Source organism: Streptomyces sp. NPDC007088 (assembly GCF_042869355.1).
Classification (GTDB): Bacteria; Actinomycetota; Actinomycetes; order Streptomycetales; family Streptomycetaceae; genus Streptomyces.
In genome coordinates this window covers 13,910-36,520 of the sequence record NZ_JBIAFO010000028.1, presented here as the reverse complement: position 1 = coordinate 36,520, position 22,611 = coordinate 13,910, and the positions used below count along the sequence as shown (strand labels likewise).

At 73.9% G+C, this 22,611-nt stretch carries 25 protein-coding genes; 17 read left to right on the top strand and 8 right to left on the bottom strand.

Annotated elements, in window-relative coordinates; translation table 11 throughout:
- Positions 1–86 precede the first annotated feature (86 nt).
- The 9 genes from ACFYMP_RS29520 (at position 87) to ACFYMP_RS29480 (ending at position 5,685) form a co-directional block, all read left to right on the top strand.
- Complete coding sequence (locus ACFYMP_RS29520) at positions 87–275, top strand: hypothetical protein (protein ID WP_388863239.1); 189 nt, start codon at positions 87–89, stop codon at positions 273–275.
- Positions 272–757 (top strand): monovalent cation/H+ antiporter complex subunit F, encoded by a 486-nt coding sequence (locus ACFYMP_RS29515; RefSeq protein WP_388863237.1) that lies wholly within the window; start codon positions 272–274, stop codon positions 755–757. Before ACFYMP_RS29520 ends, ACFYMP_RS29515 begins: the two co-directional genes overlap by 4 nt.
- Positions 750–1,034, top strand: a complete 285-nt coding sequence (locus tag ACFYMP_RS29510; protein WP_388863235.1) for a Na(+)/H(+) antiporter subunit B — start codon at positions 750–752, stop codon at positions 1,032–1,034. The genes ACFYMP_RS29515 and ACFYMP_RS29510 overlap by 8 nt, the downstream gene beginning before the upstream one ends.
- Positions 1,031–1,798 carry a hydrogen gas-evolving membrane-bound hydrogenase subunit E gene (gene mbhE / locus ACFYMP_RS29505; protein WP_388863233.1) on the top strand — a complete coding sequence of 256 codons (768 nt, stop codon included), beginning with the start codon at positions 1,031–1,033 and terminating at the stop codon, positions 1,796–1,798. The genes ACFYMP_RS29510 and mbhE overlap by 4 nt, the downstream gene beginning before the upstream one ends.
- Entirely contained in the window at positions 1,798–2,145 is a 348-nt protein-coding gene (locus ACFYMP_RS29500) for a sodium:proton antiporter (RefSeq protein ID WP_388863230.1), read from the top strand. The genes mbhE and ACFYMP_RS29500 overlap by 1 nt, the downstream gene beginning before the upstream one ends.
- A complete protein-coding gene (locus ACFYMP_RS29495; protein ID WP_388863228.1) occupies positions 2,142–3,908 on the top strand; it encodes a complex I subunit 5 family protein in 1,767 nt (588 codons plus the stop codon). Before ACFYMP_RS29500 ends, ACFYMP_RS29495 begins: the two co-directional genes overlap by 4 nt.
- A gap of 96 nt (positions 3,909–4,004) precedes the next feature.
- Positions 4,005–4,250: a hypothetical protein gene (locus tag ACFYMP_RS29490; protein WP_388863226.1), complete on the top strand. Its 246-nt coding sequence runs from the start codon at positions 4,005–4,007 to the stop codon at positions 4,248–4,250.
- Between the two features lie 106 nt (positions 4,251–4,356).
- Positions 4,357–4,731: a hypothetical protein gene (locus ACFYMP_RS29485; RefSeq protein ID WP_388863224.1), complete on the top strand. Its 375-nt coding sequence runs from the start codon at positions 4,357–4,359 to the stop codon at positions 4,729–4,731.
- A gap of 93 nt (positions 4,732–4,824) precedes the next feature.
- Positions 4,825–5,685, top strand: a complete 861-nt coding sequence (locus ACFYMP_RS29480; protein WP_388863222.1) for an ABC transporter permease — start codon at positions 4,825–4,827, stop codon at positions 5,683–5,685.
- A gap of 534 nt (positions 5,686–6,219) precedes the next feature.
- Here ACFYMP_RS29480 and ACFYMP_RS29475 read toward each other — a convergent pair.
- Positions 6,220–6,804 carry a TMEM165/GDT1 family protein gene (locus ACFYMP_RS29475; protein ID WP_388863220.1) on the bottom strand — a complete coding sequence of 195 codons (585 nt, stop codon included), beginning with the start codon at positions 6,802–6,804 and terminating at the stop codon, positions 6,220–6,222.
- A gap of 401 nt (positions 6,805–7,205) precedes the next feature.
- Positions 7,206–8,012 (bottom strand): class I SAM-dependent methyltransferase, encoded by an 807-nt coding sequence (locus tag ACFYMP_RS29470; protein ID WP_388863218.1) that lies wholly within the window; start codon positions 8,010–8,012, stop codon positions 7,206–7,208.
- A 79-nt stretch (positions 8,013–8,091) separates the two neighbouring features.
- Between ACFYMP_RS29470 and ACFYMP_RS29465 the strand changes: the two genes are divergently transcribed.
- Positions 8,092–8,316: a tyrosine-protein phosphatase gene (locus tag ACFYMP_RS29465; RefSeq protein WP_388863289.1), complete on the top strand. Its 225-nt coding sequence runs from the start codon at positions 8,092–8,094 to the stop codon at positions 8,314–8,316.
- Between the two features lie 41 nt (positions 8,317–8,357).
- Positions 8,358–9,323, top strand: a complete 966-nt coding sequence (locus ACFYMP_RS29460) for an LLM class F420-dependent oxidoreductase (RefSeq protein WP_388863216.1) — start codon at positions 8,358–8,360, stop codon at positions 9,321–9,323.
- An 81-nt stretch (positions 9,324–9,404) separates the two neighbouring features.
- Here the strand turns inward: ACFYMP_RS29460 and ACFYMP_RS29455 are convergent, their stop codons facing one another.
- The gene (locus ACFYMP_RS29455) at positions 9,405–10,169 is read right to left on the bottom strand and encodes an MgtC/SapB family protein (protein ID WP_388863214.1); all 765 of its coding nucleotides are present in this window, start codon (positions 10,167–10,169) and stop codon (positions 9,405–9,407) included.
- A gap of 173 nt (positions 10,170–10,342) precedes the next feature.
- Between ACFYMP_RS29455 and ACFYMP_RS29450 the strand changes: the two genes are divergently transcribed.
- Positions 10,343–10,798, top strand: a complete 456-nt coding sequence (locus ACFYMP_RS29450) for an ATP-binding protein (RefSeq protein ID WP_388863212.1) — start codon at positions 10,343–10,345, stop codon at positions 10,796–10,798.
- A gap of 147 nt (positions 10,799–10,945) precedes the next feature.
- Entirely contained in the window at positions 10,946–11,296 is a 351-nt protein-coding gene (locus tag ACFYMP_RS29445; RefSeq protein ID WP_388863210.1) for a YkvA family protein, read from the top strand.
- 94 nt (positions 11,297–11,390) lie between these two features.
- On the opposite strand, the gene ACFYMP_RS29440 is transcribed toward ACFYMP_RS29445, so the two are convergent.
- Entirely contained in the window at positions 11,391–12,605 is a 1,215-nt protein-coding gene (locus tag ACFYMP_RS29440) for an aminotransferase class V-fold PLP-dependent enzyme (RefSeq protein ID WP_388863208.1), read from the bottom strand.
- Between the two features lie 80 nt (positions 12,606–12,685).
- A complete protein-coding gene (locus tag ACFYMP_RS29435; protein ID WP_388863206.1) occupies positions 12,686–13,672 on the bottom strand; it encodes a threo-3-hydroxy-L-aspartate ammonia-lyase in 987 nt (328 codons plus the stop codon).
- Between the two features lie 121 nt (positions 13,673–13,793).
- Between ACFYMP_RS29435 and ACFYMP_RS29430 the strand changes: the two genes are divergently transcribed.
- The gene (locus tag ACFYMP_RS29430; RefSeq protein ID WP_388863204.1) at positions 13,794–14,369 is read left to right on the top strand and encodes a DinB family protein; all 576 of its coding nucleotides are present in this window, start codon (positions 13,794–13,796) and stop codon (positions 14,367–14,369) included.
- Between the two features lie 29 nt (positions 14,370–14,398).
- Here the strand turns inward: ACFYMP_RS29430 and murJ are convergent, their stop codons facing one another.
- From murJ to ACFYMP_RS29415, 3 genes are all read right to left on the bottom strand, one after another.
- Positions 14,399–16,105, bottom strand: coding sequence for a murein biosynthesis integral membrane protein MurJ (gene murJ / locus ACFYMP_RS29425; RefSeq protein WP_388863202.1), 1,707 nt, complete (start codon positions 16,103–16,105; stop codon positions 14,399–14,401).
- A 163-nt stretch (positions 16,106–16,268) separates the two neighbouring features.
- Positions 16,269–16,394, bottom strand: coding sequence for a hypothetical protein (locus ACFYMP_RS29420; protein WP_388863200.1), 126 nt, complete (start codon positions 16,392–16,394; stop codon positions 16,269–16,271).
- A gap of 176 nt (positions 16,395–16,570) precedes the next feature.
- On the bottom strand, positions 16,571–17,107 hold the full coding sequence (locus ACFYMP_RS29415) for a cysteine hydrolase family protein (RefSeq protein ID WP_388863198.1): 537 nt from the start codon (positions 17,105–17,107) through the stop codon (positions 16,571–16,573).
- Positions 17,108–17,305: 198 nt separating this feature from the next.
- On the opposite strand from ACFYMP_RS29415, the gene fdh reads away from it, so the two are divergent.
- From fdh to nrfD, 3 genes are all read left to right on the top strand, one after another.
- Positions 17,306–20,557: a formate dehydrogenase gene (fdh, locus tag ACFYMP_RS29410; RefSeq protein WP_388863196.1), complete on the top strand. Its 3,252-nt coding sequence runs from the start codon at positions 17,306–17,308 to the stop codon at positions 20,555–20,557.
- Between the two features lie 71 nt (positions 20,558–20,628).
- Positions 20,629–21,561 carry a 4Fe-4S dicluster domain-containing protein gene (locus ACFYMP_RS29405; RefSeq protein ID WP_388863287.1) on the top strand — a complete coding sequence of 311 codons (933 nt, stop codon included), beginning with the start codon at positions 20,629–20,631 and terminating at the stop codon, positions 21,559–21,561.
- Positions 21,562–21,626: 65 nt separating this feature from the next.
- Complete coding sequence (nrfD, locus tag ACFYMP_RS29400; RefSeq protein WP_388863285.1) at positions 21,627–22,598, top strand: NrfD/PsrC family molybdoenzyme membrane anchor subunit; 972 nt, start codon at positions 21,627–21,629, stop codon at positions 22,596–22,598.
- The last annotated feature ends 13 nt before the right edge of the window (positions 22,599–22,611 follow it).

Genomic DNA, 22,611 nt, shown 5'->3' with positions numbered 1-22,611 from the left:
CCCGCCCCGGCGGGCGGCGGTGGTTACATGACGTCCCGTGACCGCCCGGTCACGGGACCGGGGCGGAGAGCCGTGGAGGTGAGGACATGGAGCCGGCGGTACGCGCGGCCGCGCTCGCGGGCGCCGAGATCCTCGCCTGGTGGGCGCCGCTCACCGGGCTGTGGCTCGTCCTCATCAGTACCGTCGACACCGTGGAACTCGGCGTGGGCGCCGGCAGCGCCCTGCTCACCGCGCTCCTCGCCCGCGCCGTACGGCGGGCGGTGACCCGCGGGTGAACATCTGGCTCGCGCTCGCGGCCGCCCTCCTGGGCCTCGGCCTCGGCCCCGCCGTCTGGGGCGTGGCGAGCGGGTCACTGCGCCGCCGGGTCGTGTCCCAGAACCTCGCGACGACCACCGTCGGCCTCGTCCTGCTCCTGCTCGCCCAGGGCTACGACCGCCCCACCTACACCGACCTCGCGCTCGTCCTGTCCGTCCTCGGCCCCACCGGGACGCTGGTCTACGCACGGCTGCTGACCGAACGTCTGCGCCCGGGGCCCCCGGGCGCCTGGCTGACCACCGTGCTGCCCGCGGCGGCGATCTCCGCCGTGGTCCTCGCCCTCGTCCTCGCGACGGGGCCCGGCCGCGCGGCCCTCAAACTCCTCGTCATCGGGGTCCTCCTGGCCGGCGGCAACAGCCTGGCCTCGCGCGCCCTCGGGTCCGGCATCGGCGGCGAGGCGAACGCCGCTTCCGGCAGCGGGGGAGGGGGCCGAAGTGGCTGAGAACCTGCTCGCGTGCCTCGCCCTGCTGCTCGTCGTGGCCTCCTCGACGGCGGCCGTCCTCGTCCGCAGCCCCGGCCGCCAGGCCCTCGTCCTCGCCGTCGCCGGACTCGCCCTCGCGGTCCTGTTCACCGTCCTCCAAGCGCCCGACGTCGCACTGTCCCAGCTCGCGGTCGGCTCCGTGCTGACCCCGCTCCTGCTCATGCTGACGGTGCACAAGGTGCACCGGCGATCCCGCCCGGGACCGTCCGCGAGCCGGCCGAAGGACCGGCGGCGGTGAGGCACCGCCTGCGGCTGGGGCTCCTCCTCGTGTCGGGCGCCGCGCTCGCCGTCCTCCTCGTCGCGGCCTGCCTCGACCTCCCCCGCTTCGGTGGCGCGAGCCACCCCTACGGGGAGCGGGCCACCGCCGCCGCGCTCTCCCGGCACACCGCCAACGTCGTCTCCGCCGTCAACTTCGACCTGCGCGCCTTCGACACCCTCGGCGAGGAGAGCATCCTGTTCGCCGCCGTCCTCGGGGTCGGGGTCCTGCTGCGCCGCACCGAGGACGAACGCAAGAAGGCCCCGGCCCCCGACCCGGCGCCCCGCCCCGTACGCCTCTACACCCTCGCCGTCCTGCCCGTGTCCCTCCTCATCGGCTGGTACGTCGTCGCCCACGGCCAGCTCAGTCCGGGAGGCGGCTTCCAGGGCGGGGTCGTCGTCGCGAGCGCCGTCCACCTGCTGTACATCGGTGTGGACTACCGGGCCCTGGAACGCGTCCGCCCCCTCGGCCCCTACGTGGTCGCCGACGCGGCGGCCGAGGGCGCCTACCTCCTGATCGGCGCCGGAGCGCTCCTGGCGGGCGGCTCCTACCTCGCCAACGACTTCCTGCCGTACGGCACCTTCGACACGCTCACCTCCGGCGGCACCGTGCCCCTGCTCAACGCGGCGGTGGGGGCCGAGGTGGCCTGCTCCGTCATCGTGCTGCTCGCCCACTTCCTCGACCAGGCCGTCGAGATCGAGGCCGCCCGCGCCGCCCATCTCGCCGAGAGGACGGAGGGAGCGTGATGGACGTCCTGCCCTACCTCGCCGCCCTCTGGCTCTTCCTCGTCGGCTGCTACGGGCTGGCCACCAGCCGCAACCTCGTCCACGCCGTCGGCTGCCTCGGCGTGTGCCAGTCCTCGACGTACGTCCTGCTGCTCGCCGTCGGCTACCGCGACGGCGCCACCGCGCCCGTCTTCGCCGACATCGAGCCCGGCTCCCGGCCCGTCGTCGACCCCGTCGTCCAGGCCCTCGCCCTCACCGACGTCGTCGTCGGCGCCACCGTCACCGCCCTGCTGCTCGCCCTGGTCGTCCAGATCGCCAAACGCCACGGGACCGTGGACCCCGACGAACTCTCCGAACTGCGCGGATGAACCGACTCCTGCCCCTGCTCGTCGCCGTCCCGCTGTGCGGCGCCGCCCTCCTCGTCGTCCTCGGCCGGTTCGTCTCCCGCCGCGTCGCCGAGGTAGTCGGCGCGCTCTTCGCCGCCGCCACCGCCGCTCTGGCCGTGGCCCTCCTGGCCGGCCCGCAGCCCCACGAGGAATGGGTCGGCGGCTGGCGCCCGCACCACGGCGAGAGCGTCGGCATCGTCCTGAACGGGGACCGCCCCGGTGTCGGCCTCGCCGCGCTCGTCTCCGTCCTGGTCCTCGCCTCGCTCGGATTCGCGTGGCGCTACTTCGAGGAGCCCCCGCACCGGCAGGCCGGCGCCTTTCCCGCGCTGGTCCTGCTGTTCCAGGCCGGAATGTGCGGCTTCTGCGTCACCGGCGACCTCTTCAACGCCTTCGTCTTCTTCGAACTCATGGGCGTCGTCGCCTACGCCCTCACCGGTTACCGCGTCGAGGAGGCCCGCGCCGTCCAAGGCGCTCTCACCTTCGGCGTCCTCAACTCCCTCGCCGCCTACGTGGCGCTGCTGGGCATCGGCCTGCTCTACGCCCGCACCGGGCAGCTCGGCATGCGGCAGATCGGGCACGCCCTCGACCGGGGCGGGAAGCCCGACGCGCTCGTCCTGGCCGCCTTCGTGCTCGTCGTCACCGGCATGCTCGTCAAGGCCGCCGCCGTGCCCTTCCACTTCTGGCTGCCCGACGCGCACGCCGTCGCGCCGAGCCCGGTGTGCATGCTGCTGTCCGGCGTCATGGTCGAACTCGGCGTGTACGGCGTGTGGCGCCTGCACACGACGGTGTTCGCGGGCCCCGGCGGCATCCCCGCGGAAGCCGTGCAGCGGGCGCTGGTGACGCTCGGGGTCCTCACGGCCGTGGCCGGCGCGTTCTTCTGCTGGTTGCAACGCCACATCAAACGGCTTCTCGCCTTCTCCACCGTCGCCCACACCGGGCTCTTCCTGACCGGTGTGGGGCTGTCGCGCACCGAGGGCGCCGGCGGGGTCGCCGTCTACGTCCTCGCGCACGCCGGGGTGAAGGCAGCCCTGTTCGCCTGCGCCGGAATCCTGCTGGACCGCTTCGGCAGCGTCGACGAGTACGCGCTGCGCGACCGGGCCCGCCAGGCCCCCCGCTTCGCCGGGCTCCTGTTCGCTCTCGGAGCCCTGGCCCTGGCGGGGCTGCCCCCGTTCGGCACCTCCCTCGGCAAGTCCCTGATCGAGGAGAGCGGCGGCCCCGCGCTCACCGTCGTCCTCGTCGCCGTGTCGGCCGTGACGTCAGGGGCCGTCCTGCGGGTCGCCGGACGGGTCTTCTTCGGCCTCGGCCCGCGTCAGCGACGCCCCCAGGGGGAGAACCCGGCCGACACCACGAGCGGGGAGAGCGAACACCCCGAGACCGGCCGGCGCCTGGGCCGCGTCCCCCTCACGATGCAGACGGTGCCCGCCCTGCTCCTGCTCGGGGCCCTGCTCACCGGCTGCGTCCCCGCGCTCTACGAGGCGGTCGCGCGGGCACCCGAGAGCGGTCCGCGTCTTTCGCCGCCCGCCCACTGGACCTCCTCCGGAGTCGTCCTCGGACTGCTGTCCACCGCCCTGGCCCTGACCCTCGCCGCCCTGGCCGTGCTGCATCCCGTCGCGCCCGGCGGACGCACCTGGACCGGGCCGCTGCGCCGTCTCCAGTCCGGCCACATCGGCGACTACGTCGCGTGGCTGCTGGCGGGTGCGGCCCTGCTCACGGCGCTCACCCTCCCGGGCACCCTCACCGGCTGACCCGGGCCATCGCACGCGCATCCCCGCCGCACCGGCGGGTACGCGGACCGCACACCCGCACAGCGCCCGGAGTACCGGGCCGGAAGGAGAACCACCATGGGTGAAACCCCGCCGAAGGCGCCCGGCGAGCACGGCAACCCGCCCGTCCCGCGCGACATGCCCGACCAGCAGAGCCGGCCCGGCGAGGACCCCCTCGACATCCAGCCGCCGCCGGCCAACGACGGCTCGGGCAGGCGGGGCTCCGGCCAGGACGTGCCCGACACCGACGAGGCGGGCACCGGCAGAGCGGGCGACACGGCCGACGACTCCGAGGGGCCCGGCCCCGAGGAGTCGACCGGCTGAGCACCACCGCCCGCCACCGGCGGGCCGCCCACTCGCACGACCGGCGCGGTCGGTGGACCCTGGAGGGGCCGACCCTGCTGGACACCCCACGACGGGAGCACACGCAGTGACCACACACACCACCGACCAGGACCAGCCCGATCAGGTCGTCGTCGAACTGGAGGGCTCGTCCTCCCGCGACGCCGACGCCGTCCTCACCGCGCTGGGCGGGGCCTTCGGCTCCGACCGGGCGCCCGGCGACATCCCGGAGGACACCGAGGGCCGCCCCACCGTGTGGAGCGCCACCTTCGACGTCTCCGACGAGCGCGGCAAGGCCGCCCCGGTGCCGCTGACCGGACCCGTCACCCTGACCGCCCAGGGCGGCTACCATGCCGTGGACCGCCTGCGCGAGGCCCTTACCGACGTCTTCGCGGTCCACGTCACCGGCACCGCCTCCGGTGACCAGGAACAGGAGCTGCAGTTGCGCCTCGAAGGGAAGTGACGCGGGTGGGGGGAGGGCCCAGGCAGCGATCCGGCGGCCGCGAACCGGTGCCGCAGGCCCGGAGAAGGGCCCGGCTGTGACGCGGACCGCCGGGTGACGGGCCCCGGGCACCGGCTCGTGGCCGCCGGCACGCTGCTGCCCGTGGACGGACGGCTCGCGGCCGTCCTGCTCGCCCTCCTCCTCACCGCGGCGACGGTCGCCGCGCTCGCCCGCCTCGCCCCGGACGAGTCCTGGCGCCGCTCCCGCGCCGTGCTGCTCGCCGGGGCGCGCGCCGCCGTCCAGCTCGGCGTCGTCGCCCTCGTCATCGGCTGGGTCGTGCGCTCGACGCCCCTCCTGCTGGCCTTCCTGGCCCTCATGTACGCGGTCGCCGTCCGTACCGCGGGGCGCCGCGTCACCCCGCACCGCATCTGGTGGCGCACGGCCCTGCCGATCGGCGTGTCCGTCGCCCCGGTCGTCCTCCTGCTCCTGCTGACCGGACTGGTCCCGCTCAAGGGCGTCACGCTGATCCCGGTCACCGGCATCCTGATCGGCGGTGCCCTCACGGCGACCGTCCTCAGCGGCCGGCGCGCTCTCGACGAACTCGCCACCCGCCACGGCGAGGTCGAGGCCGCCCTGGCCCTCGGCCTCGAAGAGCGCGAGGCCCGGCTGGAGATCGCCCGCCCCGCCGCCTCCGAGGCCCTGCTCCCAGGGCTCGACCAGACCCGCACCGTCGGGCTCGTCACCCTCCCGGGCGCCTTCGTGGGCATGCTCCTCGGCGGCGCCTCGGCCCTTCAGGCGGGCGCCGTCCAGCTGTTCGTCCTGATCGCGCTCATGGCCGTACAGGCGATCTCCGTGGCCCTCGTCCTCGAACTCGTCGCCCGGGGCCTCCTGCACCGGGAGGCCGAGACCCGCCCCGCGCGCGGCGCCCGGCCCACCGTCGGTCAGCCGTGGCGCAGGAACAGTGCGGCGAGGTAGTCCTCCAGCCGCGCCCCGAGCACGGCGGGCGTCCGATCGCCCCGGCCGGCCTCCCGCCAGGGCCACCGCGACCTTCTCCGTCTCCGGCGCGAAGGCGCCCGGGAGGGTGACGAGCCCGACGGTGCGGGGAGCGGGCCCGGTGGGGCGGCGGGGACCGGCGGACGGCGTCCACGGCCCGTCGCCACAGCTCCGGCCGCCGGGTCCCTTCCGGGACCCGCACACGCTCGGCCGAGGCCCACGCCTCGTACCCGCGCGATCGGGCGCGTACAGGGACGTCGAGGCGGTGCGTGCCGGCCAGTTGCCGCGCCAGGAGCGCCGTTCGTCCCCCGGCCCCGTCGGTGTCCGCGTCGGCGAGCGCACCTCGCCGGGCAGCGGCGACATCAGCAGCGAGGGGTGGTCGCAGGGGACCGCCCCCGCGTCCGTGCGACGGGCTCGGTCCAGGCGCCCTGGTCTCCGGAAGCCCGCGCGGCCCGCGAGGTCCTGCGAGACCTCGCGGGCTGAGCCGGGGCGACCACACCTCGCGGGGCCGGTCCCTCAGCCGCGTACCGCCTCGACCACCGACCACACCGCGAGGACCGCCATGCACACGCCGCCGATCCGCTGCACCGTCTTGAGCGGCACCCTCTTCGCGATGAACCGGCCCGCGAGCAGCGCGAGGGCCGAGACGGACATGAGGGCCGCCGCCGCGCCGATGGCGACCGACAGCGTGCCGCGCGAGGCCGCCAGGTTGGCGGTGGTGATCTGCGTGAGGTCGCCCCACTCGCTGATGAACACCGCCATGAACGCCGTCGTGTAGACGGGCAGGAAACCGGTCACCGTCTTCACCTCGCCGTCCTCGTCCTCGTCGCCACCGCCCGCGCGCAGCAGCATGAACGCGCCGAAGCCGAACAGCGCGGCGGAGACGAGGGAGACGATCCAGGAGGGCAGCAGGCCGATCAGGCTGCCGGCCGCGCACGCGATCACCACGTGCACGATGAACGCGGTGGACGTGCCGAGCCAGACGTAGAGGGGCCGCATGCGGGTCCCCATGGCCAGTGAGGCGAACATGGTCTTGTCGGGGAGCTCGGCGAGAAAGATCAGGCCGAAGGCCGTGACGATGGCGAGTGGGTCAAAGGTCATCGGGACGGTGGTGCTTCCTTGCTCTGGCCGCGGTCGGCGGCCGCCCGCCCCGGAGGGCGAGGAGAGGACCACTCGGCCACGGCACGACGGCGCGCCCACGGGCGTGGACACGGTCCTGCCAGGCCGAAGGTCTCGTCCACCGCACCGCGAACGGTACGGCCCGGCGGCCGGGCCACCGCGCCCCCTCACGGGTGGCGAGCGGCCAGTATGTCGACCTGCCGGTATCTCGGGACTACTCCCCTTCGTCTGCCGACCAGGGTAGCAAGTGCCCGGCCCGCGCCCCTACCGGCCTCGGAGGGCCCCGGACGGCCGTTCCGCACGCGGCGGCCCGGTCGCCCCGGGCGAGACCCGCACCCCCGTACTCCCCGCGGACGGGGCAGCACCTGCCGCGGGCGCCGGCGTCACCGCCTCCGGGCCAGGAACAGGTCCGTCGCCAGCTCGAAGGCGAGGCTGCCGCCGTGTCCGTCCACCGCGTCGGCCAGCGCCTCGAAGAGCCGTACGCGACGTCTCTCGGGCAGCAGCCGGTAGTACGACACCGTGGACAGGTAGTTGAGGTAGGTCCGCGTGTCGTAGCGCGTCTCCTCGCGCAGGCGGATCTCCCTCAGATCACCGAAGCGCCCGTCGGCCCGGCACTCGGCGGCCGGCCACTCGCCGCTGTCCCAGGAGCCCGGCAGCTCGCGGTCGGCTCGCACGAGTTGCGCGTGCGGGCTCGCGACGGACCCGAACCGCCGGTCGATCTCGGCGAGCCGGGCGTGCAGCCCCTCGTCCCGTACCCGCAGCACGTTCCAGCACAGCGCGAGCGCCCCGCCCGGGGCCAGCGCCGCGTGGGCCAGGTCCCAGCGGCGCGCCGGATCGAACCAGTGCCAGCAGGTCGCCGCGAGCAGCAGGCCGTAGTGTCCGGCCGGCCGCCAGCGCTCGAAGGACTCGACCTCCACCCGCACCGACGGGTGTCCGGCCGTCCGTCGCCGCAGCACCGCGGCCATCCTCGGGTCGGGCTCCACGCACGACAGGGACACCCCGCGCTCCGCGAAAGCGAGCGTGGCCTTCCCCGTCCCCGCGCCGAACTCCACCGCGTCGAGGCCGCCGCCGGGGCCCGCGTACTCCAGGACCACGGGGGCGAGTTGCGGCGCGTAACCGGGGCGGGCGGCCTCGTACATCTCGGCGACCTCACCGAAGACGAGCGCACGCGGCCGTTCAGAAACCCCCATGGACCCCTCCCGTGATCGTGCCTGTGGTGAGCGCGTGAACCGACACCCGGCCTTCGAGTGACTCCACGACTTCCGTGGCCTGGGCGGATACCGGACCCAAGGCGGCCGGACGGCACGCTGGTCCACTCTTTACCGCTCCGGTTCCCTCGCCAAGCTCCGGGGCGCCGATCTGGAACGGTTCCGTGACCTCGGCGCGCGCACCGACGTCGACCTGCGTCACCCCTGGGAGACCGGGGTGACCGGAACGGGGGCCGCGCGCCCGGCTGCTGTGAAGGGGGAGCGGCCGGGGCACCCGCGTGGCTGATCCGAGGTTTCGGCCGGTGACCGGGCGGTCAACCGTGGTGCATGCCGCAGATCGGATACACCATGATGACCGAGCAGGCCGGACCGCGTGACCTCGTGTCCCACGTGGTGGGCGCGGAGCAGGCCGGATTCGACTTCTCCGTCACCTCCGACCACTACTTCCCGTGGCTGGAGGAGCAGGGACACGCCCCGTACGCGTGGAGTGTGCTCGGCGCGGCCGCCCAGGCCACCGAGCGCATCCCGCTCATGACGTACGTGACCTGCCCGACCGTCCGCTACCACCCGGCGGTCGTCGCGCAGAAGGCCGCGACCCTGCAACTGCTCTGCGAGGGCCGGTTCCGGCTCGGCCTCGGCTCGGGCGAGAACCTCAACGAACACGTCGTCGGCAAGGGCTGGCCCTCCGCCCCGGTGCGCCTGGAGATGCTGGAGGAGGCCGTGGGCATCATCCGGGCGCTGTTCGCCGGCGGCAGCGTCACGCACCACGGCAAGCACTTCGACGTCGCGAACGCGCGGCTGTGGGACCTGCCCGAGCAGGCCCCGCCGCTGGGCGTCGCGGTGTCCGGCCCCCGCTCCTGCGCCCTCGCGGGCCGTCTCGCCGACCTCGTCATCGCGACCGAGCCCAAGAGCGAACTCCTCACCGCCTTCGACCGCCACGGGGGCGCCGGCAAACCCCGCGTGGGCCAGCTCCCGGTCAGCTACGGGGCCGAGAAGGAGGCCGCGATCGACCGCGCCCACCAGCAGTTCCGCTGGTCCGTGGGGCCCTGGCCGGTCAACGCGGAACTCCCCGGTCCCGCCTCCTTCGACGGCGCCACCCAGCACGTGACCCGCGAGGACATCGCGCGGGCGGTGCCGTGCGGCGACGACGTCGACGTGTTCGTGGAGGCGGTCAAGCAGTACGCCGACGCGGGCTTCACCGAGATCGCCCTCGTCCAGATCGGCGGTGACCAGCAGGTCCCCTTCCTGCGCTGGGCCGAGAAGGAACTCCTGCCGGCCCTGCGCAGGCTGTGACCCCGGGCCCCTCGTCAGCTCGTCGGCCGCCGCCCCGTACCCGGACCACGCGGTGCCGCCCGCCCGGCCGGCGGGCAGCCCTCACTCACCCGAGTCCGTGCGGTCCGAGGCCACGTCGAGGACGCCCTCGAACTCGGACAACGAGGCGACCAGGGCGTACACACTGCCGGGCCCCTCGACCTCCAGCCACACCGAACGCGAGGACGTCTCGCCCTCCGGGGGAGGCTCGTGGGTCGTGCGCGCCGCCGTCGACGGACGTTCGACGCTGACCTGGCTGACCCGGAAACCCTGGTCCGTGCACTCCTTGAGCACGAGGGACAGCACCCCGCTGCCCGAGCGGTAGGTGAGGCTCAGCCCCGCCTGCTCCACCGAGGACAGCGCGGGGAGCCACCGGGTCAGCCACGGATAGCCGCGCACCACCAGGAAGTGCACGGCGGTCGCCGCCATCGCGAGCAGCGGCAGCCCGCCCCCGCAGGCCATCCCTATGGCACAGGTCAGCCAGACCGTCGCCGCCGTCGTCAGCCCCCGGACCGCGTCCCGGCGTACGAAGATCAGCCCGCCGCCGATGAAACCGATGCCGGACACGATCTGCGCCGCCACCCGCGAGGGGTCGAAGGACACGGCGTCCAGACCGAGCACCGCGTTGAAACCGTGCTGCGACACCTCCATGAACAGCGCGCTGCCCACCCCGACCAGGGTGTGCGTCCGCAGCCCCGCGCTCTTCTGCTGCACCGCGCGTTCCGCCCCGATGAGCGTCGACAGCAACAGGGCGAGGCCCAGTTCCGCGAGTTGCCGGGCGCCCTGCCCCGCGCCCGGATCGAACAGGGACCAAGTGTTGGTCTGCACCCCGACCTCCGTTCCTTGATCGTCTGATGGTCGAGAGGCCGAGCTTAACGACCTGTGGGAACCCTGTGACGGCCGTCACTTTTTACGACAGGTGTGCGGTGTCGTTTTGCGGGTATGCGACCGAGCCGGGCGGGCAATTCGCCGCTGGAAGACCGGTTCGCGGGCTGGAGAAGATGAGCGAACAGACTATGACGAGCACTGCTGCTGTTCCCCGGGAGCCCATGCCGGTCGAACCTCTCCGCCACACGAGCCAGTACACCGGCGAACCGGGCTGTATCGCCGACGCCCGCGCCGAGACCACTCGATTCCTGCGCCGGCTGCGCGCCGAATGGTGCGCCGAGTTCGACGACCGCACGGCCGGTGACATCCAGCTCGTCGTCAGCGAACTGGTCACCAACGCCGACCGGCACAGCCACGGCCCCTACGTGCTGGAGCTGGAGGGCACCGACGCGCGCCTCGCCGTCGCCGTCTACGACAGCAGTTCCGCCCTGCCCACCGTGTACGCCCCCGACCCGACCCGGATCGGCGGACACGGACTGGAGATCGTCCGCGCCCTCGTCACGGAACTGCACGCGGAAGCGGTCCCCGTCGGTAAACGCGTGCGTGCCGTGATCCGCTTCGGCGGCTGATCCTCCCGGGACCCGGCCCGTTCGACCCCGTCGCCCGGCGCCACCCGGGTTGTCCGGCCCCGCGCCGACTTCACCGGCCGCTTCAGCGGGTAGGCGTCACCCAGTGGCCGCGACAGCGGGCACCCGACGCCGAACGGGAGGAACGCCGTGAGTGGGGAACTCAGGGACGTCGCCATCATCGCAGCCCTCGTGGCCGCGGTACTCCTCGTCGTGGCCCTCGTGCTCGCCGTCCGGCTCGTACGCGTGCGCCGGGCGCTGCGCGCGGCGGGACTGCCGGAGGGCCGGCGCTGGGTCTTCTGGGGCGCCCTCGCCTACCTCGTGCTGCCGACCGACCTCGTCCCCGATCCCGTCTACCTCGACGACATCGGCGTGCTCCTGCTGGCGCTGCGCTCCATGGGCGCGGGCCGCGCCGGGCGGTACGCCGCCGAGCGCACGCGCGCCCACCTCGGCGGCCGGGGCGGAAGCGGGCCCAAGACCGCCGGTCGCACCGACACGTGAAACGACGCGCCCGGACCCGCCACCGACCGGGACACCGCCGAACCCACCCGCCCCGCCGGAGCCGGCCCCCGGGGCGGGCACGGTGCCGCCCGCGTCACAGCGCGCGCAGGAAGCCGGGCAGACGTTCGGCGAGGTACACGTAGTCCTCGGGCCGGTTGTACACGTGCGCGGACAGCCGCAGGAAACCGCGTCCCCCGAACGAGGTGACCGACACCTCGCAGCGCAGTTCGTGAGCGATCCGCCGCTGGAGCGCCGCGGCCTGCTCCGGGTCGACCGCCAGACGGGCCGCGAGCGGTATCAGCCGCATCGTCGGCGCCTGGTTCACCGCGACGGGCGCCAGGTCCTGGTCCAGCGCCCCGGCGAGCAGCGTCTGCGCCTCGTCCGCGAGCCGCGTCAGCGCCGCCCGCGCCGCGTCCCAGCCGTACCGCTGCTCGACGTAGTCCGAGGAGGCGGACGCGAGGAGCCAGCCCGTCGTGTCCTGTGTGCCCTGCTGGTCGAAACGCTCCGGGAAGGGGTCGGTGGCGCCCCAGGAGTCGGTGAGCGGCATCAGTTCCCGGGCGTGCGGGCCGCGCGCCACCAGGGCGGCGCTCCCGCGCGGGGCGCAAACCCACTTGTGCAGGTTGCCGGTCCAGTAGTCGGCGGCGCCCGCGTGCGCCAGCGGATCGGCGAGCATGCCCGGCGCGTGCGCCCCGTCGACCAGGACGCGGGCGCCCACCGCGTGCGCCCGCTCCACGATCGCGGCGACCGGGAACAACCGGGCGGTGGGGGAGGTGATCTGGTCCACGACGACGAGCGCCACCGGCGCCCCCGGCCGCGCCAGCTCGTGCGCGAAACGCTCGGTGACGTCCGACGCCGAGGCGTCCAGCGGCACCCGCACGGTGTCCACGACGGCCCCCGCGCGGGCGGCGACCCGGCGCACCCCCATCGTCACCGCGCCGTAGCTGTGGTCGCTGAGCAGGACCCGGCTCCCGCGCGCCAGGGTGAGCGAGTTGATGACCGCGCTCACCCCGGAGCTGGCGTTGAGCACGAAAGCCAGATCGCCGGGGGCCGTGCGCAGGAAGGCGGCGACGCCCTCCCGGGCTCGGGCCACCCGGCCCGGCAGCTCGCGGAACCACGCGTCGGGATTGGCCTCCATCTCGTCCCGCAAGGTCTGTCGCAGGGCCAGCACGGGGCGCGGCACCGCCCCGAAGGAGCCGTGGTTGAGGTGCCTGACACCCGGGTCGAGGGCCCAGTCCCGCAGCCCGTCGGCCCCCACGGCCTGGACGGACGGGTGCGCGGTCGTCCCCACGACGGACGGCTGAGTGGTCATGCGGGCTTCTCCCTCGGGCTCACGCGCCTTCGGCGCGGGTTCGTTCGCACCCGACGCTACGGGACGGCCCCGGAGCCGCGTCAGCCGGCCAGCAGCCGGGCGTACCGTTCGAGGTCCGCGTTGCCCCCGCTCACCAGCACCCCGACCCGCTTGCCCCGCCACCGCGCGGCCCGCTCCCGCAGCGCGGCGAGGCCCAGGCAGCCGGTCGGTTCGACGACGAGCTTGAGGTAGGTCGCGAAGTCCCGCATCCCCTCGACGAGGGCGTCGTCGGGCGCGGTGATGATGTCGGAGACCGTCCGCCGCAGGATGTCGAAGTTGTACGCGCCGATCTCCGTGGTCTGCGCCCCGTCGGCGAGGGTGCGCGGTGCCTCGATGCGGACGATCTCCCCGCGCCGCAGCGACTGGCGCCCGTCGTCCCCCGCCTCCGGCTCGACGCCGAACAGTTCGCACCCGGGCGCGAGCGCGCCCACCGCGAGGGCCGCCCCCGCGAGCAGCCCGCCGCCGCCCAGCGGTACGAACAGGGCGTCCAGCGGCCCGGTCTCCTCCAACAGCTCCTTCGTCACGGTCCCCTGGCCCGCGATGACGTCGGGGTGGTCGAAGGGCGGGACGAGGGTCAGCCCCCGCTCGGCGGCCAGGGCACCGGCGATCTGCGCGGGGTCGCCCTCGTAGCGGTCGTACGTGACGATCTCGCCCCCGTACCCCTTGGTGGCCGCGAGCTTCGAGGCGGGCGCGTCCAGCGGCATGACGATGGTGGCCGGTATCCCGAGCAACTGGGCCGAGCGCGCGACCGCTTGCGAGTGGTTGCCCGAGGAGTAGCTGACCATTCCGGCGGCCCGCTGCCGGGGCGTGAACCGGGACAGGGCGTTGAACGCGCCGCGGAACTTGAAGGAACCGGTGCGCTGGAAGTTCTCGCACTTGAAGTACGTCTCGACCCCGAGGGCCTCGTCGAGCATCCGCGAACGCAGGACGGGGGTGCGGTGCGCGTACCCCTCGATGCGCCGCGCGGCGTCCTGGACGTCGCGGTACACCGGGGAGTCGGGCAGCGGGGCGGGAAGGCGGGTTGTCATGGGCCGAGCGTAGAACGTCTGTTGAGCTGTGCGGACGTGATCTCGCACACCGGGACGTGGCCGGCCCGGGAGGTCGGAAAACCGGTGGCGGCCCCCGCGTCGGGCCCCCAGGATGTGCCCCATGACGGACACTGCCCCGACTCCCGGGACCGAGCGGCGCTTCGGCTGGTCCAACATGTTCGTGCCTCCCGGGGAGGACCGCCGCGGTGACGGCGGGCTGCCCGGCGAGCGCGCCCTGCTCACCGGCTACCTGCGCGATCAGCGGCTGACGCTGGAGCTGAAGTGCGCCGGCCTCGACGCCGAGGCGCTCGCCCGACGCTCCGTGCCGCCCTCCGGCCTCTCTCTCCTCGGCCTCGTACGCCACCTCGCGGACGTCGAGCGGAAGTGGTTCCGCGAGGTCATGGCGGGACAGGAGGTCGAGCGGCACTACCGTACGGCCGCGAACCCGGACGGGGACTTCGAGGGCGCCCGCGCCGACCCCGGGGAGATCGCCGAGGCGTGGCGCGTCTGGCGCGCGGAGGTGGCCTTCGCCGAACGGCTGGTGGACGCCGTCCCGGATCTCGCCACCCCGGCCGCCTGGGACGGCAAGCCGTTCGAACTCCGCGAGATCCTGGTCCACCTGATCGAGGAGTACGCGCGGCACAACGGCCACGCCGACCTCCTGCGCGAGCTGATCGACGGCCGTATCGGCCAGTGACCCCGAGCGGGCGGCGGGGGCCCCGGTGGTCACCCGCCGCCGCGCCGGGTGAACCTCTTCAGCTCCTCGATCCGCAGCACCTTGCCGGCCAGCAGGTAGACCAGCGCCGCCGTGAGCAGACCGGCCGCCAGACCGGCCGAGACCCCCGCGGTGCCCGGACCGCCCACGGTGCGCGTGACCCACCAGGCGGCCCCCGCGGCCACCGAGGAGGCGAGTACGAGCCGCAGGTAGGCGGAGCTGACCCCGCCGCCGATCCGCCGGCCCAGCCGCCGCCGCAGCCGCCGGGCCGTCACCGCGAGCCCCACCAGATAGCTGACGCCGTAACAGGCCGCCATCCCCACGACCGCCCAGCGCACCGGCAGGAGCGTGTGGCAGGCCAGGGCCAGCGCGATGTTCACCGCCCCGATCACCGTCGCCATGAAGAACGGCGTTCGCGTGTCCTCGTAGGCGTAGAAGCCCCGCAGCAGCACGTACTGCGCCGAGTACGGGATGAGCCCGAGGCCGAACGCCTGGAGCATCTGGCCCAGCGGCGCCGTGGTGTTCACCGCGCCGTGCCCGAACAGCAGCGCCGCGATCTGCGGGCCGAGCGCCAGGAACAGGAAGCCGGCGGGCACGATCAGCGCGCCCGTCACCCGCAGCGCCCGCGCAAGGTCCCCGCGCAACTGGTCGCGGTCGCCCTGCGCGGCGGACCGGCTCAGCCGGGGCAGCAGCGCCGTCACCACGGACACCGTGATCAGGGACTGCGGAAGCACCCAGATCGTCTGGGCGTAGGAGTAGGCCGAGTAACCGGCGCCCGCGTCGGGCGCCGCCGCGTCCACGGCGTTCGCGTAGTGCGTGACGACCGTCATCGCCGCGAGGTTCGCGAGGACGTACAACAGCGTCCAGCGCGCCGCCGCGATCGAGGAACCGAGCCCCGTGCCCTTCCAGTCGAAGCGCGGCCGGAAGCGGAAACCGGCGGCGCGCGCGAAGGGCACGAGGGCCACGGCCTGCAGGGCGAGCGCCGCCGTGGTGCCGATCCCCAGCACCCGCACGTGCAGGGAGGTCACGTCCGCGACCTCGGTGGGCACCGTCAGCAGCGTCAGATAGCCGCCGAACATCGCGATCAGCACGAAGTTGTTGAGCACCGGCGTCCACATCATCGCGCCGAACCGCTCGCGCGCGTTGAGCACCTGACCGTAGATCGAGTACAGCCCGTAGAAGAAGATCTGCGGCAGCAGGTACCGCGCGAAGGTCACCGTCAGCTGGTACGCGGCGTGCTGGTCCGGTGTGTCGGGCATGTAGACGCTCACGATCTGCGGGGCCGCCCACACCGCCAGCACCGTGCCCGCGCCCAGGACACACAGGACCAGCGTCACGATCCGCTGCTCGTAGGCCCGGCCCCCGTCCGCGCCCGTCAGCCGGGCCCGCACCAGCTGCGGCACCAGCACGGAGGTGAGCGCCCCGCCGATCAGCAGCGTGTAGAGGCTCGTGGGCACGGTGTTCGCCGTGTTGTACGTGCTGGCGAGCAGCCCCGTGCCGAGCGCGATGCCCTGGAGTACCTGCCGGATCAGCCCGGTGGCCCGCGAGACCATCGTGCCCACCGCCATGAGCATCGAGGAGCGGGCCAGACTCCGCTCCTTGCGCCGGGCGTGCCGGCGCCGCTCCGACTCGTCCGGTTCCGGTCCCCCCGCTGGCTTCGCGTGCCGCCCCCGCCCCGCCCCGGGCCCCGGCCCGGCGGTGCGTATCCCCTCGCTCATGGACGCACCCTACGGGTGTGCTCGCACACCTGGACGAGGGGCTGGGGCTTTGGGGCCCCGGGGCCCTGTCAGAGGGGCCCGTTCCGATCGGAGGCGTCTGCTCCGGATCGAACGGGACGCCCGGACGGCGCGCCGAAGCCGCCCAGGTCCACCCCCGCTCCCCTCAGGCCCGCCCCGCCGCGCCCAGGGCCCTGGCCCTCTCCCGGTCGCGCGGCAGTGAGACGACGGAGCGGGCCACCGCGCGCACGTCCCGGCCGTCCACCACCTCGCCGGTACGGCCGGGGAGCACGGCGGCGGGAACGGGGCCCGCAGCGAACGGGCGAGGACGAGGGCGACCGTCACGGCCCCCACCGTGCCGTGCGTGCTTCCACGGACGCGAACGGGTCGCGCGCGGCCTGCCGGGCCGTGAGCGCCGCGGCGCCCCGGCGGTGACCCCGCGAGGGCTTCGCGGCCGATCCACCCGCCTCACCACGTGACCTCGGCGGCCGAGGTGATCTCCGCGCCCATGTTCGTCTCCATCATCCGCAGCGCCGCCTCGGCCAGCTCCGGATGGATCTCGGCGACCGCGTCCCGCGGCACCACCACCCGCAGCCGCCGGATGTGCGCGTCCAGCGCCGAGTACAGGACGCACTGCTCGGTGACCTGCCCGGTCAGTACGACGCGGTCCACGCCGAGCTGGGAGAGCAGGTACGTCATCGGCGTCTCGTAGAAGACCGAGTGGCGGGCCTTGACGATGAACAGGGAACTGTCGTCCGGCCGCAGCGGCTCCACGAGGCCGGAGTACGGGCCCGACAGCGCCTCGTCGACGAGTTCGCCGTGGTGCGAGCGCCACTGGCCCCAGTTGTCGTTGGCGTAGATCACCGGCACCTCCTCCGCGCGGGCCCGCTCCAGCAGCGACTCCATGGCGGGCAGCGCGCGGGCGGCCGCGGGCAGCAGCAGGTCGGCGTCCTTGTGGTCGTAGGTGTTGATCATGTCGATGACGACGAGTGCGGTGCTTCCCATGAGGCCAGGGTGCCCCGGGCGGGCTCGCGGAGCACGCCGTGCGCGGAACGCGCGGGTGTACCGCGTGAGGCCCCGGGTACCCGCCCCGCGTTCGCCGCCGGGTCGCCGTCGCGTCCGCTTCGGGCCAGCCTGGGCGGAGCAGACCGAGCAGACCGGCTCCCGGCCGAAGGGGCCGGCGGCACCGCCGGAGGTACCGAGATGGGCTTGCGCACCTGGATCACCGACTGGCCCGTGTACCGGCAGCTCACCGGGGACGACCCTCTCGGACGGGGGCACGCCGCCCGCTCCCGGCACACCGAGGCGCTGCGGCCGCGCACCGACAGCGCCGACCGCGTCGTGCGCTCGGTGTGCCCGTACTGCGCCGTCGGCTGCGGCCAGCAGGTGTACGTCAAGGACGACAAGGTCGTCCAGATCGAGGGGGACCCCGACTCGCCGGTCAGCCGGGGCCGCCTGTGCCCCAAGGGCTCCGCGACCCTTCAGCTCACCACCGGCCCCGCACGCCGCCATCAGGTCCTCTACCGCCGCCCCCACGCGAGGGACTGGGAGCCGCTGGACCTGGAGACGGCCATGGACATGGTGGCCGAACGGGTCGTGCGCACCCGCGCCGAGGGCTGGGAGTGGGAGCGTGACGGGGTGCGCACCGCCCGCACCATGGGCATCGCGAGCCTGGGCGGGGCGACCCTCGACAACGAGGAGAACTACCTCATCAAGAAGCTGCTGACCGGACTCGGCGTCGTCCAGGTCGAGAACCAGGCGCGGGTGTGCCACAGCTCCACCGTCGCCGGGCTCGGTACCTCGTTCGGCCGAGGCGGCGCCACGACTTTCATGCAGGACCTCCAGCACGCCGACTGCATCGTCATCCAGGGCTCCAACTACGCGGAGGCCCACCCGGTCGGCTTCCAGTGGGTCATGGAGGCCAAGGCGCGCGGCGCGAGGATCATCCACGTCGACCCGCGGTTCACCCGGACCAGCGCCCTCGCCGACCTCCACGTCCCGATCCGCGCGGGCAGCGACATCGTGTTCCTCGGCGCGCTGATCAACCACGTCCTCACCGAGGAGAAGGACTTCCGCGAGTACGTCCTGCGCTACACCAACGCCGCGACCCTCGTGGGCGAGGACTTCCGGGACACCGAGGACCTCGGCGGCGTCTTCTCCGGCCTCGACCCCGAGAGCGGCACCTACGACCCGGTGAGCTGGCAGTACGAGGGCGTCGAGGTCCAGGCCCCGGCGGGCGATCCCGACCAGCTCTACGAGGAACGCCTCCGAGGGGCCGGTGGCTCCGAGACGCACGGCTCCGGCGGCGCCCAGACCACGAGCGTGCCCCCGCGCGACGAGAGCCTGCAACACCCCCGCTGCGTCTACCAGATCCTCAAACGCCACTACGCGCGCTACACCCCGGAACTCGTCGAGGAGACCTGCGGCGTCCCCAAGGACCTCTTCCTGGAGGTGGCCGAGGCGCTCACCACCAACTCGGGCCGCGAACGCACCAGCGCCTTCTGCTACGCCGTCGGCTGGACCCAGCACACCGTCGGTTCCCAGTACATCCGCGCCGCCTGCGTCCTCCAGCTCCTGCTCGGCAACATCGGCCGGCCCGGCGGCGGCATCCAGGCGCTGCGCGGCCACGCCTCCATCCAGGGCTCCAGCGACATCCCCACCCTCTTCAACCTGCTGCCCGGCTACCTGCCCATGCCGCACGCCCACACCCACGAGTCCCTCGACGCCTTCATCGACGCCAGCCGCACCGACAAGGGCTTCTGGGGCGACATGCGCGCGTACTTCGTGAGCCTGCTCAAGGCGTACTACGGCGACGCGGCCACCCCCGAGAACGACTTCTGCTTCGACCACCTGCCCCGTCTCACCGGCTCGCACAGCACCTACGAGACCGTCATGGCCCAGCTCGACGGCGTGTGCAAGGGCTACTTCCTGATGGGCGAGAACCCGGCCGTCGGCTCCGCCAACACCCGCCTCCAGCGCCTGGGCATGGCCCGACTCGACTGGCTCGTCGTCCGCGACTTCTCCCTCATCGAGTCCGCCACTTGGTGGCAGGACGGCCCCGAGACCGAGACCGGGGAGATGCGCACCGAGGACATCGGCACCGAGGTGTTCTTCTTCCCCGCCGCCTCGCACACCGAGAAGTCCGGTTCCTTCACCAACACCAACCGCTGGGTCCAGTGGCACCAGGCCGCCGTCGAACCCGAGGGGGACGCCCGCAGCGACCTGTGGTTCATGTACCACCTCGGCCGCCGCGTCAAGGAACTGCTCAAGGACTCCACCGACCCCCGTGACCGGCCCGTGCAGGACCTCGCCTGGGACTATCCGGTCGACGGCCCGCTGCGCGAACCGGTCGCCGCCGCCGTCCTCGCCGAGATCAACGGCCACGGACCGGACGGCGCGCCACTGTCCGCGTACACCGAACTCAAGGACGACGGCTCCACGAAGTGCGGCTGCTGGATCTACTGCGGGGTCTACGCCGACGGCGTCAACCAGGCCAACCGCCGCAAGCCGCACACCGAACAGAGCTGGACCGCCCGGGAATGGGCCTGGGCGTGGCCCGCCAACCGGCGCATCCTCTACAACCGCGCCTCCGCCGACCCCGAGGGCCGCCCCTGGAGCGCCCGCAAGGCGTACGTGTGGTGGGACGCCGACCAGGGCCGCTGGACCGGCCACGACGTGCCCGACTTCATCCCCGACCTCGACCCCGCCCACGTACCGCCCGAGGGCGCCACCGGGCCCGAGGCGCTGCGCGGCGACGACCCGTTCATCATGCAGGCCGACGGCAAGGGCTGGCTGTACGCCCCCGCCGGGCTGGAGGACGGACCGCTGCCGGTCCACTACGAACCCCAGGACTCCCCGTTCCCCAACCTCCTGCACCCGGACGTCCCCCGCTCCCCGGCCCGCGGACTGCTGCCCCGCGAGGGCAACCGCTACCACCCGAGCGGGGACGAGCCGGGCGCCGAGGTGTTCCCGTACATCGTCACCACCCACCGCCTCACCGAGCACTTCACCGCGGGCGGCATGAGCCGCTGGTCGCCCTACCTGAGCGAACTGCAACCCGAGTTCTTCTGCGAACTCTCCCCGCAACTCGCCGCCGAACGCGGCCTGGAACACGGCGGCTGGGCCACCGTCATCACCGCGCGCAACGCCGTCGAGGCCCGCGTCCTGGTCACCGAGCGCCTCAAACCCCTGACCGTGCACGGCAGGACCGTCCACCAGATCGGGATGCCCTTCCACTGGGGCCCCAACGGTGTCGTCACCGGCGACGCGGCCAACGAACTCATGGCCATCTCGATGGACCCCAACGCGCACATCCAGGAGGACAAGGCGCTCACCGCCGACATCCGGCCCGGTCGCAGGCCCCGCGGCCCCGCCCTGCCCCAGCTCGTCGCCGACTACCGCCGCCGCGCGGGCATCACCGAACACACCGGAACCGGAGTGGAGAAGACGACTTGACGGCCGAACCCGCACCCCGCACCCGGCCGCCCGCACACCCCGGGCACCCGGGCCCCTCCCTCGACCGGCTCCTGTCCGGCCCGGAGCCCGATCCCGCCGCCGACGCCGGGTACGAGGACGCCCCGCCCCGCGTCGGCTTCTTCACCGACACCTCCGTGTGCATCGGCTGCAAGGCGTGCGAGGTGGCCTGCAAGGAGTGGAACGCCCTTCCCGAGGACGGCTTGACCCTCACCGGCATGTCCTACGACAACACCCAGGGCCTCGGCGCCTCCACCTGGCGGCACGTCGCCTTCATCGAGCAGCCGAAGCCCGTCCCCGCGCCGGGACCGCCGGACCCGGAGGGCCGCACCCTACTGCCGCTCGCCACCGATCCGGCCCCCGCCCAGGGCACCCAGAGCCCCCAGGGGCCCGGCGACATGCGCTGGCTCATGTCCTCCGACGTGTGCAAGCACTGCACGCACGCCGCGTGTCTCGACGTGTGCCCCACCGGATCGCTCTTCCGTACCGAGTTCGGCACCGTCGTCGTCCAGCAGGACATCTGCAACGGCTGCGGCTACTGCGTGCCCGCCTGCCCCTACGGCGTCATCGAACAACGCCCCGAGGACGGCCGCGCCTTCAAGTGCACGATGTGCTACGACCGGCTCGGCGCGGGGCAGGAACCCGCGTGCGCCAAGGCCTGCCCCACGGAGTCCATCCAGTTCGGCCCGCTCGACGAACTGCGCGAACGCGCCGCCCTGCGCGTCGACCGGCTCCACGAGGCAGGGGTGCCCGAGGCCCGCCTCTACGGACACGAACCGGACGACGGGGTCGGCGGAGACGGCGCCTTCTTCCTGCTCCTGGACGAACCCGAGGTCTACGGACTGCCCCCGGCCCCCGTCGTCACCACCAGGGACCTGCCCACGATGTGGAAACACGCGGGGGCCGCCGCCCTCTCGCTGCTGTCCGCCGCGGGCGCCGCCCACGCCCTCACCGCACTCGCCCGCCTCCGGAAGGGTTCCCGATGAGCACCACCCCCGACACCCGAGGCCCGCGCCGCAGGGGCGGCAGGAAGCGCCGCGGTGAGGAACTCATGGTGCCGCGCGCCGAGTTCCAGTCCTACTACGGCCGCCCCGTCATCAAGGCTCCCTCCTGGGCACCCCGCGACATCGCCGGCTACTTCTTCCTCGGCGGGCTCGCCGGCGCGGGCTCGGTACTCGCGGCAGGCGCCCACCTGACCGGGCGCACCACCACCGCCACCGCCCTGAAGACCTCCTCGACCTGTGCCATCGGCCTGTCCGTCGTCGCGCTCGTCAACGATCTCGGCCGGCCCGAGCGGTTCACGAACATGCTGCGCGTGTTCAAACCGACCTCCCCGATGAGCGTCGGCTCCTGGCTGCTCGGCGTCTACGGGCCCGCGGCGGCCACCGCGGCGGCCGCCGCCGTCACCGGCCGCCTCCCGCGCCTCGGCACCGCCGCGACCCTCGGCGCCGCGCTCACCGGACCCGCCGTCGCCACCTACACGGCCGTCCTCGCCGCCGACACCGCCGTCCCCGCGTGGCACGGCGCGCACCGCGAACTGCCGTACCTCTTCGCCGCCTCGGCGACGGCCGCCGCCTCCGGCATGGCGCTCGTCCTCGGACCGACCCGGGAGACCGGACCGGCGCGAGCCGCCGCCGTGCTCGCCGCGGCGGGGGAGGTCGGCGCGACCGCCGCCGCCGAACACCGCCTCGGCTCCGTCGCCGTCACCTGGCGCGAGGGCCGCGCCGGCACCCTGTTGCGGGCCGCCAGGGCGCTCACCGTGGGCGGAGCGGTCGCGGGCGCCGTCTCCGTCCACCTGGGCGTGGCCGCCCGCCCCGTCGCCGCGCTCGGCGGACTCGCCCTCCTGACCGGCTCCGCCTGCACGCGCTTCGGGATCTTCGCGGCCGGCGTCGCCTCCGCCGAGGACCCGCGCCACACCGTCGTACCGCAGCGCGAACGCCTGGAGCGCGAGCGCGCCGCCGAACAGGCCCGGCGGGAAGGACAGGGGACGGAGGGGGAGCGGTCCGCGCCCCGGAACGCCTGAGGCCCGGTCCGCA

Coding starts and splice junctions, on each gene's coding strand:
- ACFYMP_RS29520 (WP_388863239.1), top strand. CDS start 87: ATGGAGCCGGCGGTACGCGCGGCCGCGCTCGCGGGCGCCGAGATCCTC.
- ACFYMP_RS29500 (WP_388863230.1), top strand. CDS start 1,798: ATGGACGTCCTGCCCTACCTCGCCGCCCTCTGGCTCTTCCTCGTCGGC.
- ACFYMP_RS29495 (WP_388863228.1), top strand. CDS start 2,142: ATGAACCGACTCCTGCCCCTGCTCGTCGCCGTCCCGCTGTGCGGCGCC.
- ACFYMP_RS29490 (WP_388863226.1), top strand. CDS start 4,005: ATGGGTGAAACCCCGCCGAAGGCGCCCGGCGAGCACGGCAACCCGCCC.
- ACFYMP_RS29475 (WP_388863220.1), bottom strand. CDS start 6,804: ATGACCTTTGACCCACTCGCCATCGTCACGGCCTTCGGCCTGATCTTT.
- ACFYMP_RS29470 (WP_388863218.1), bottom strand. CDS start 8,012: ATGGGGGTTTCTGAACGGCCGCGTGCGCTCGTCTTCGGTGAGGTCGCC.
- ACFYMP_RS29460 (WP_388863216.1), top strand. CDS start 8,358: ATGCCGCAGATCGGATACACCATGATGACCGAGCAGGCCGGACCGCGT.
- ACFYMP_RS29450 (WP_388863212.1), top strand. CDS start 10,343: ATGAGCGAACAGACTATGACGAGCACTGCTGCTGTTCCCCGGGAGCCC.
- ACFYMP_RS29440 (WP_388863208.1), bottom strand. CDS start 12,605: ATGACCACTCAGCCGTCCGTCGTGGGGACGACCGCGCACCCGTCCGTC.
- ACFYMP_RS29435 (WP_388863206.1), bottom strand. CDS start 13,672: ATGACAACCCGCCTTCCCGCCCCGCTGCCCGACTCCCCGGTGTACCGC.
- ACFYMP_RS29430 (WP_388863204.1), top strand. CDS start 13,794: ATGACGGACACTGCCCCGACTCCCGGGACCGAGCGGCGCTTCGGCTGG.
- murJ (WP_388863202.1), bottom strand. CDS start 16,105: ATGAGCGAGGGGATACGCACCGCCGGGCCGGGGCCCGGGGCGGGGCGG.
- ACFYMP_RS29415 (WP_388863198.1), bottom strand. CDS start 17,107: ATGGGAAGCACCGCACTCGTCGTCATCGACATGATCAACACCTACGAC.
- fdh (WP_388863196.1), top strand. CDS start 17,306: ATGGGCTTGCGCACCTGGATCACCGACTGGCCCGTGTACCGGCAGCTC.
- nrfD (WP_388863285.1), top strand. CDS start 21,627: ATGGTGCCGCGCGCCGAGTTCCAGTCCTACTACGGCCGCCCCGTCATC.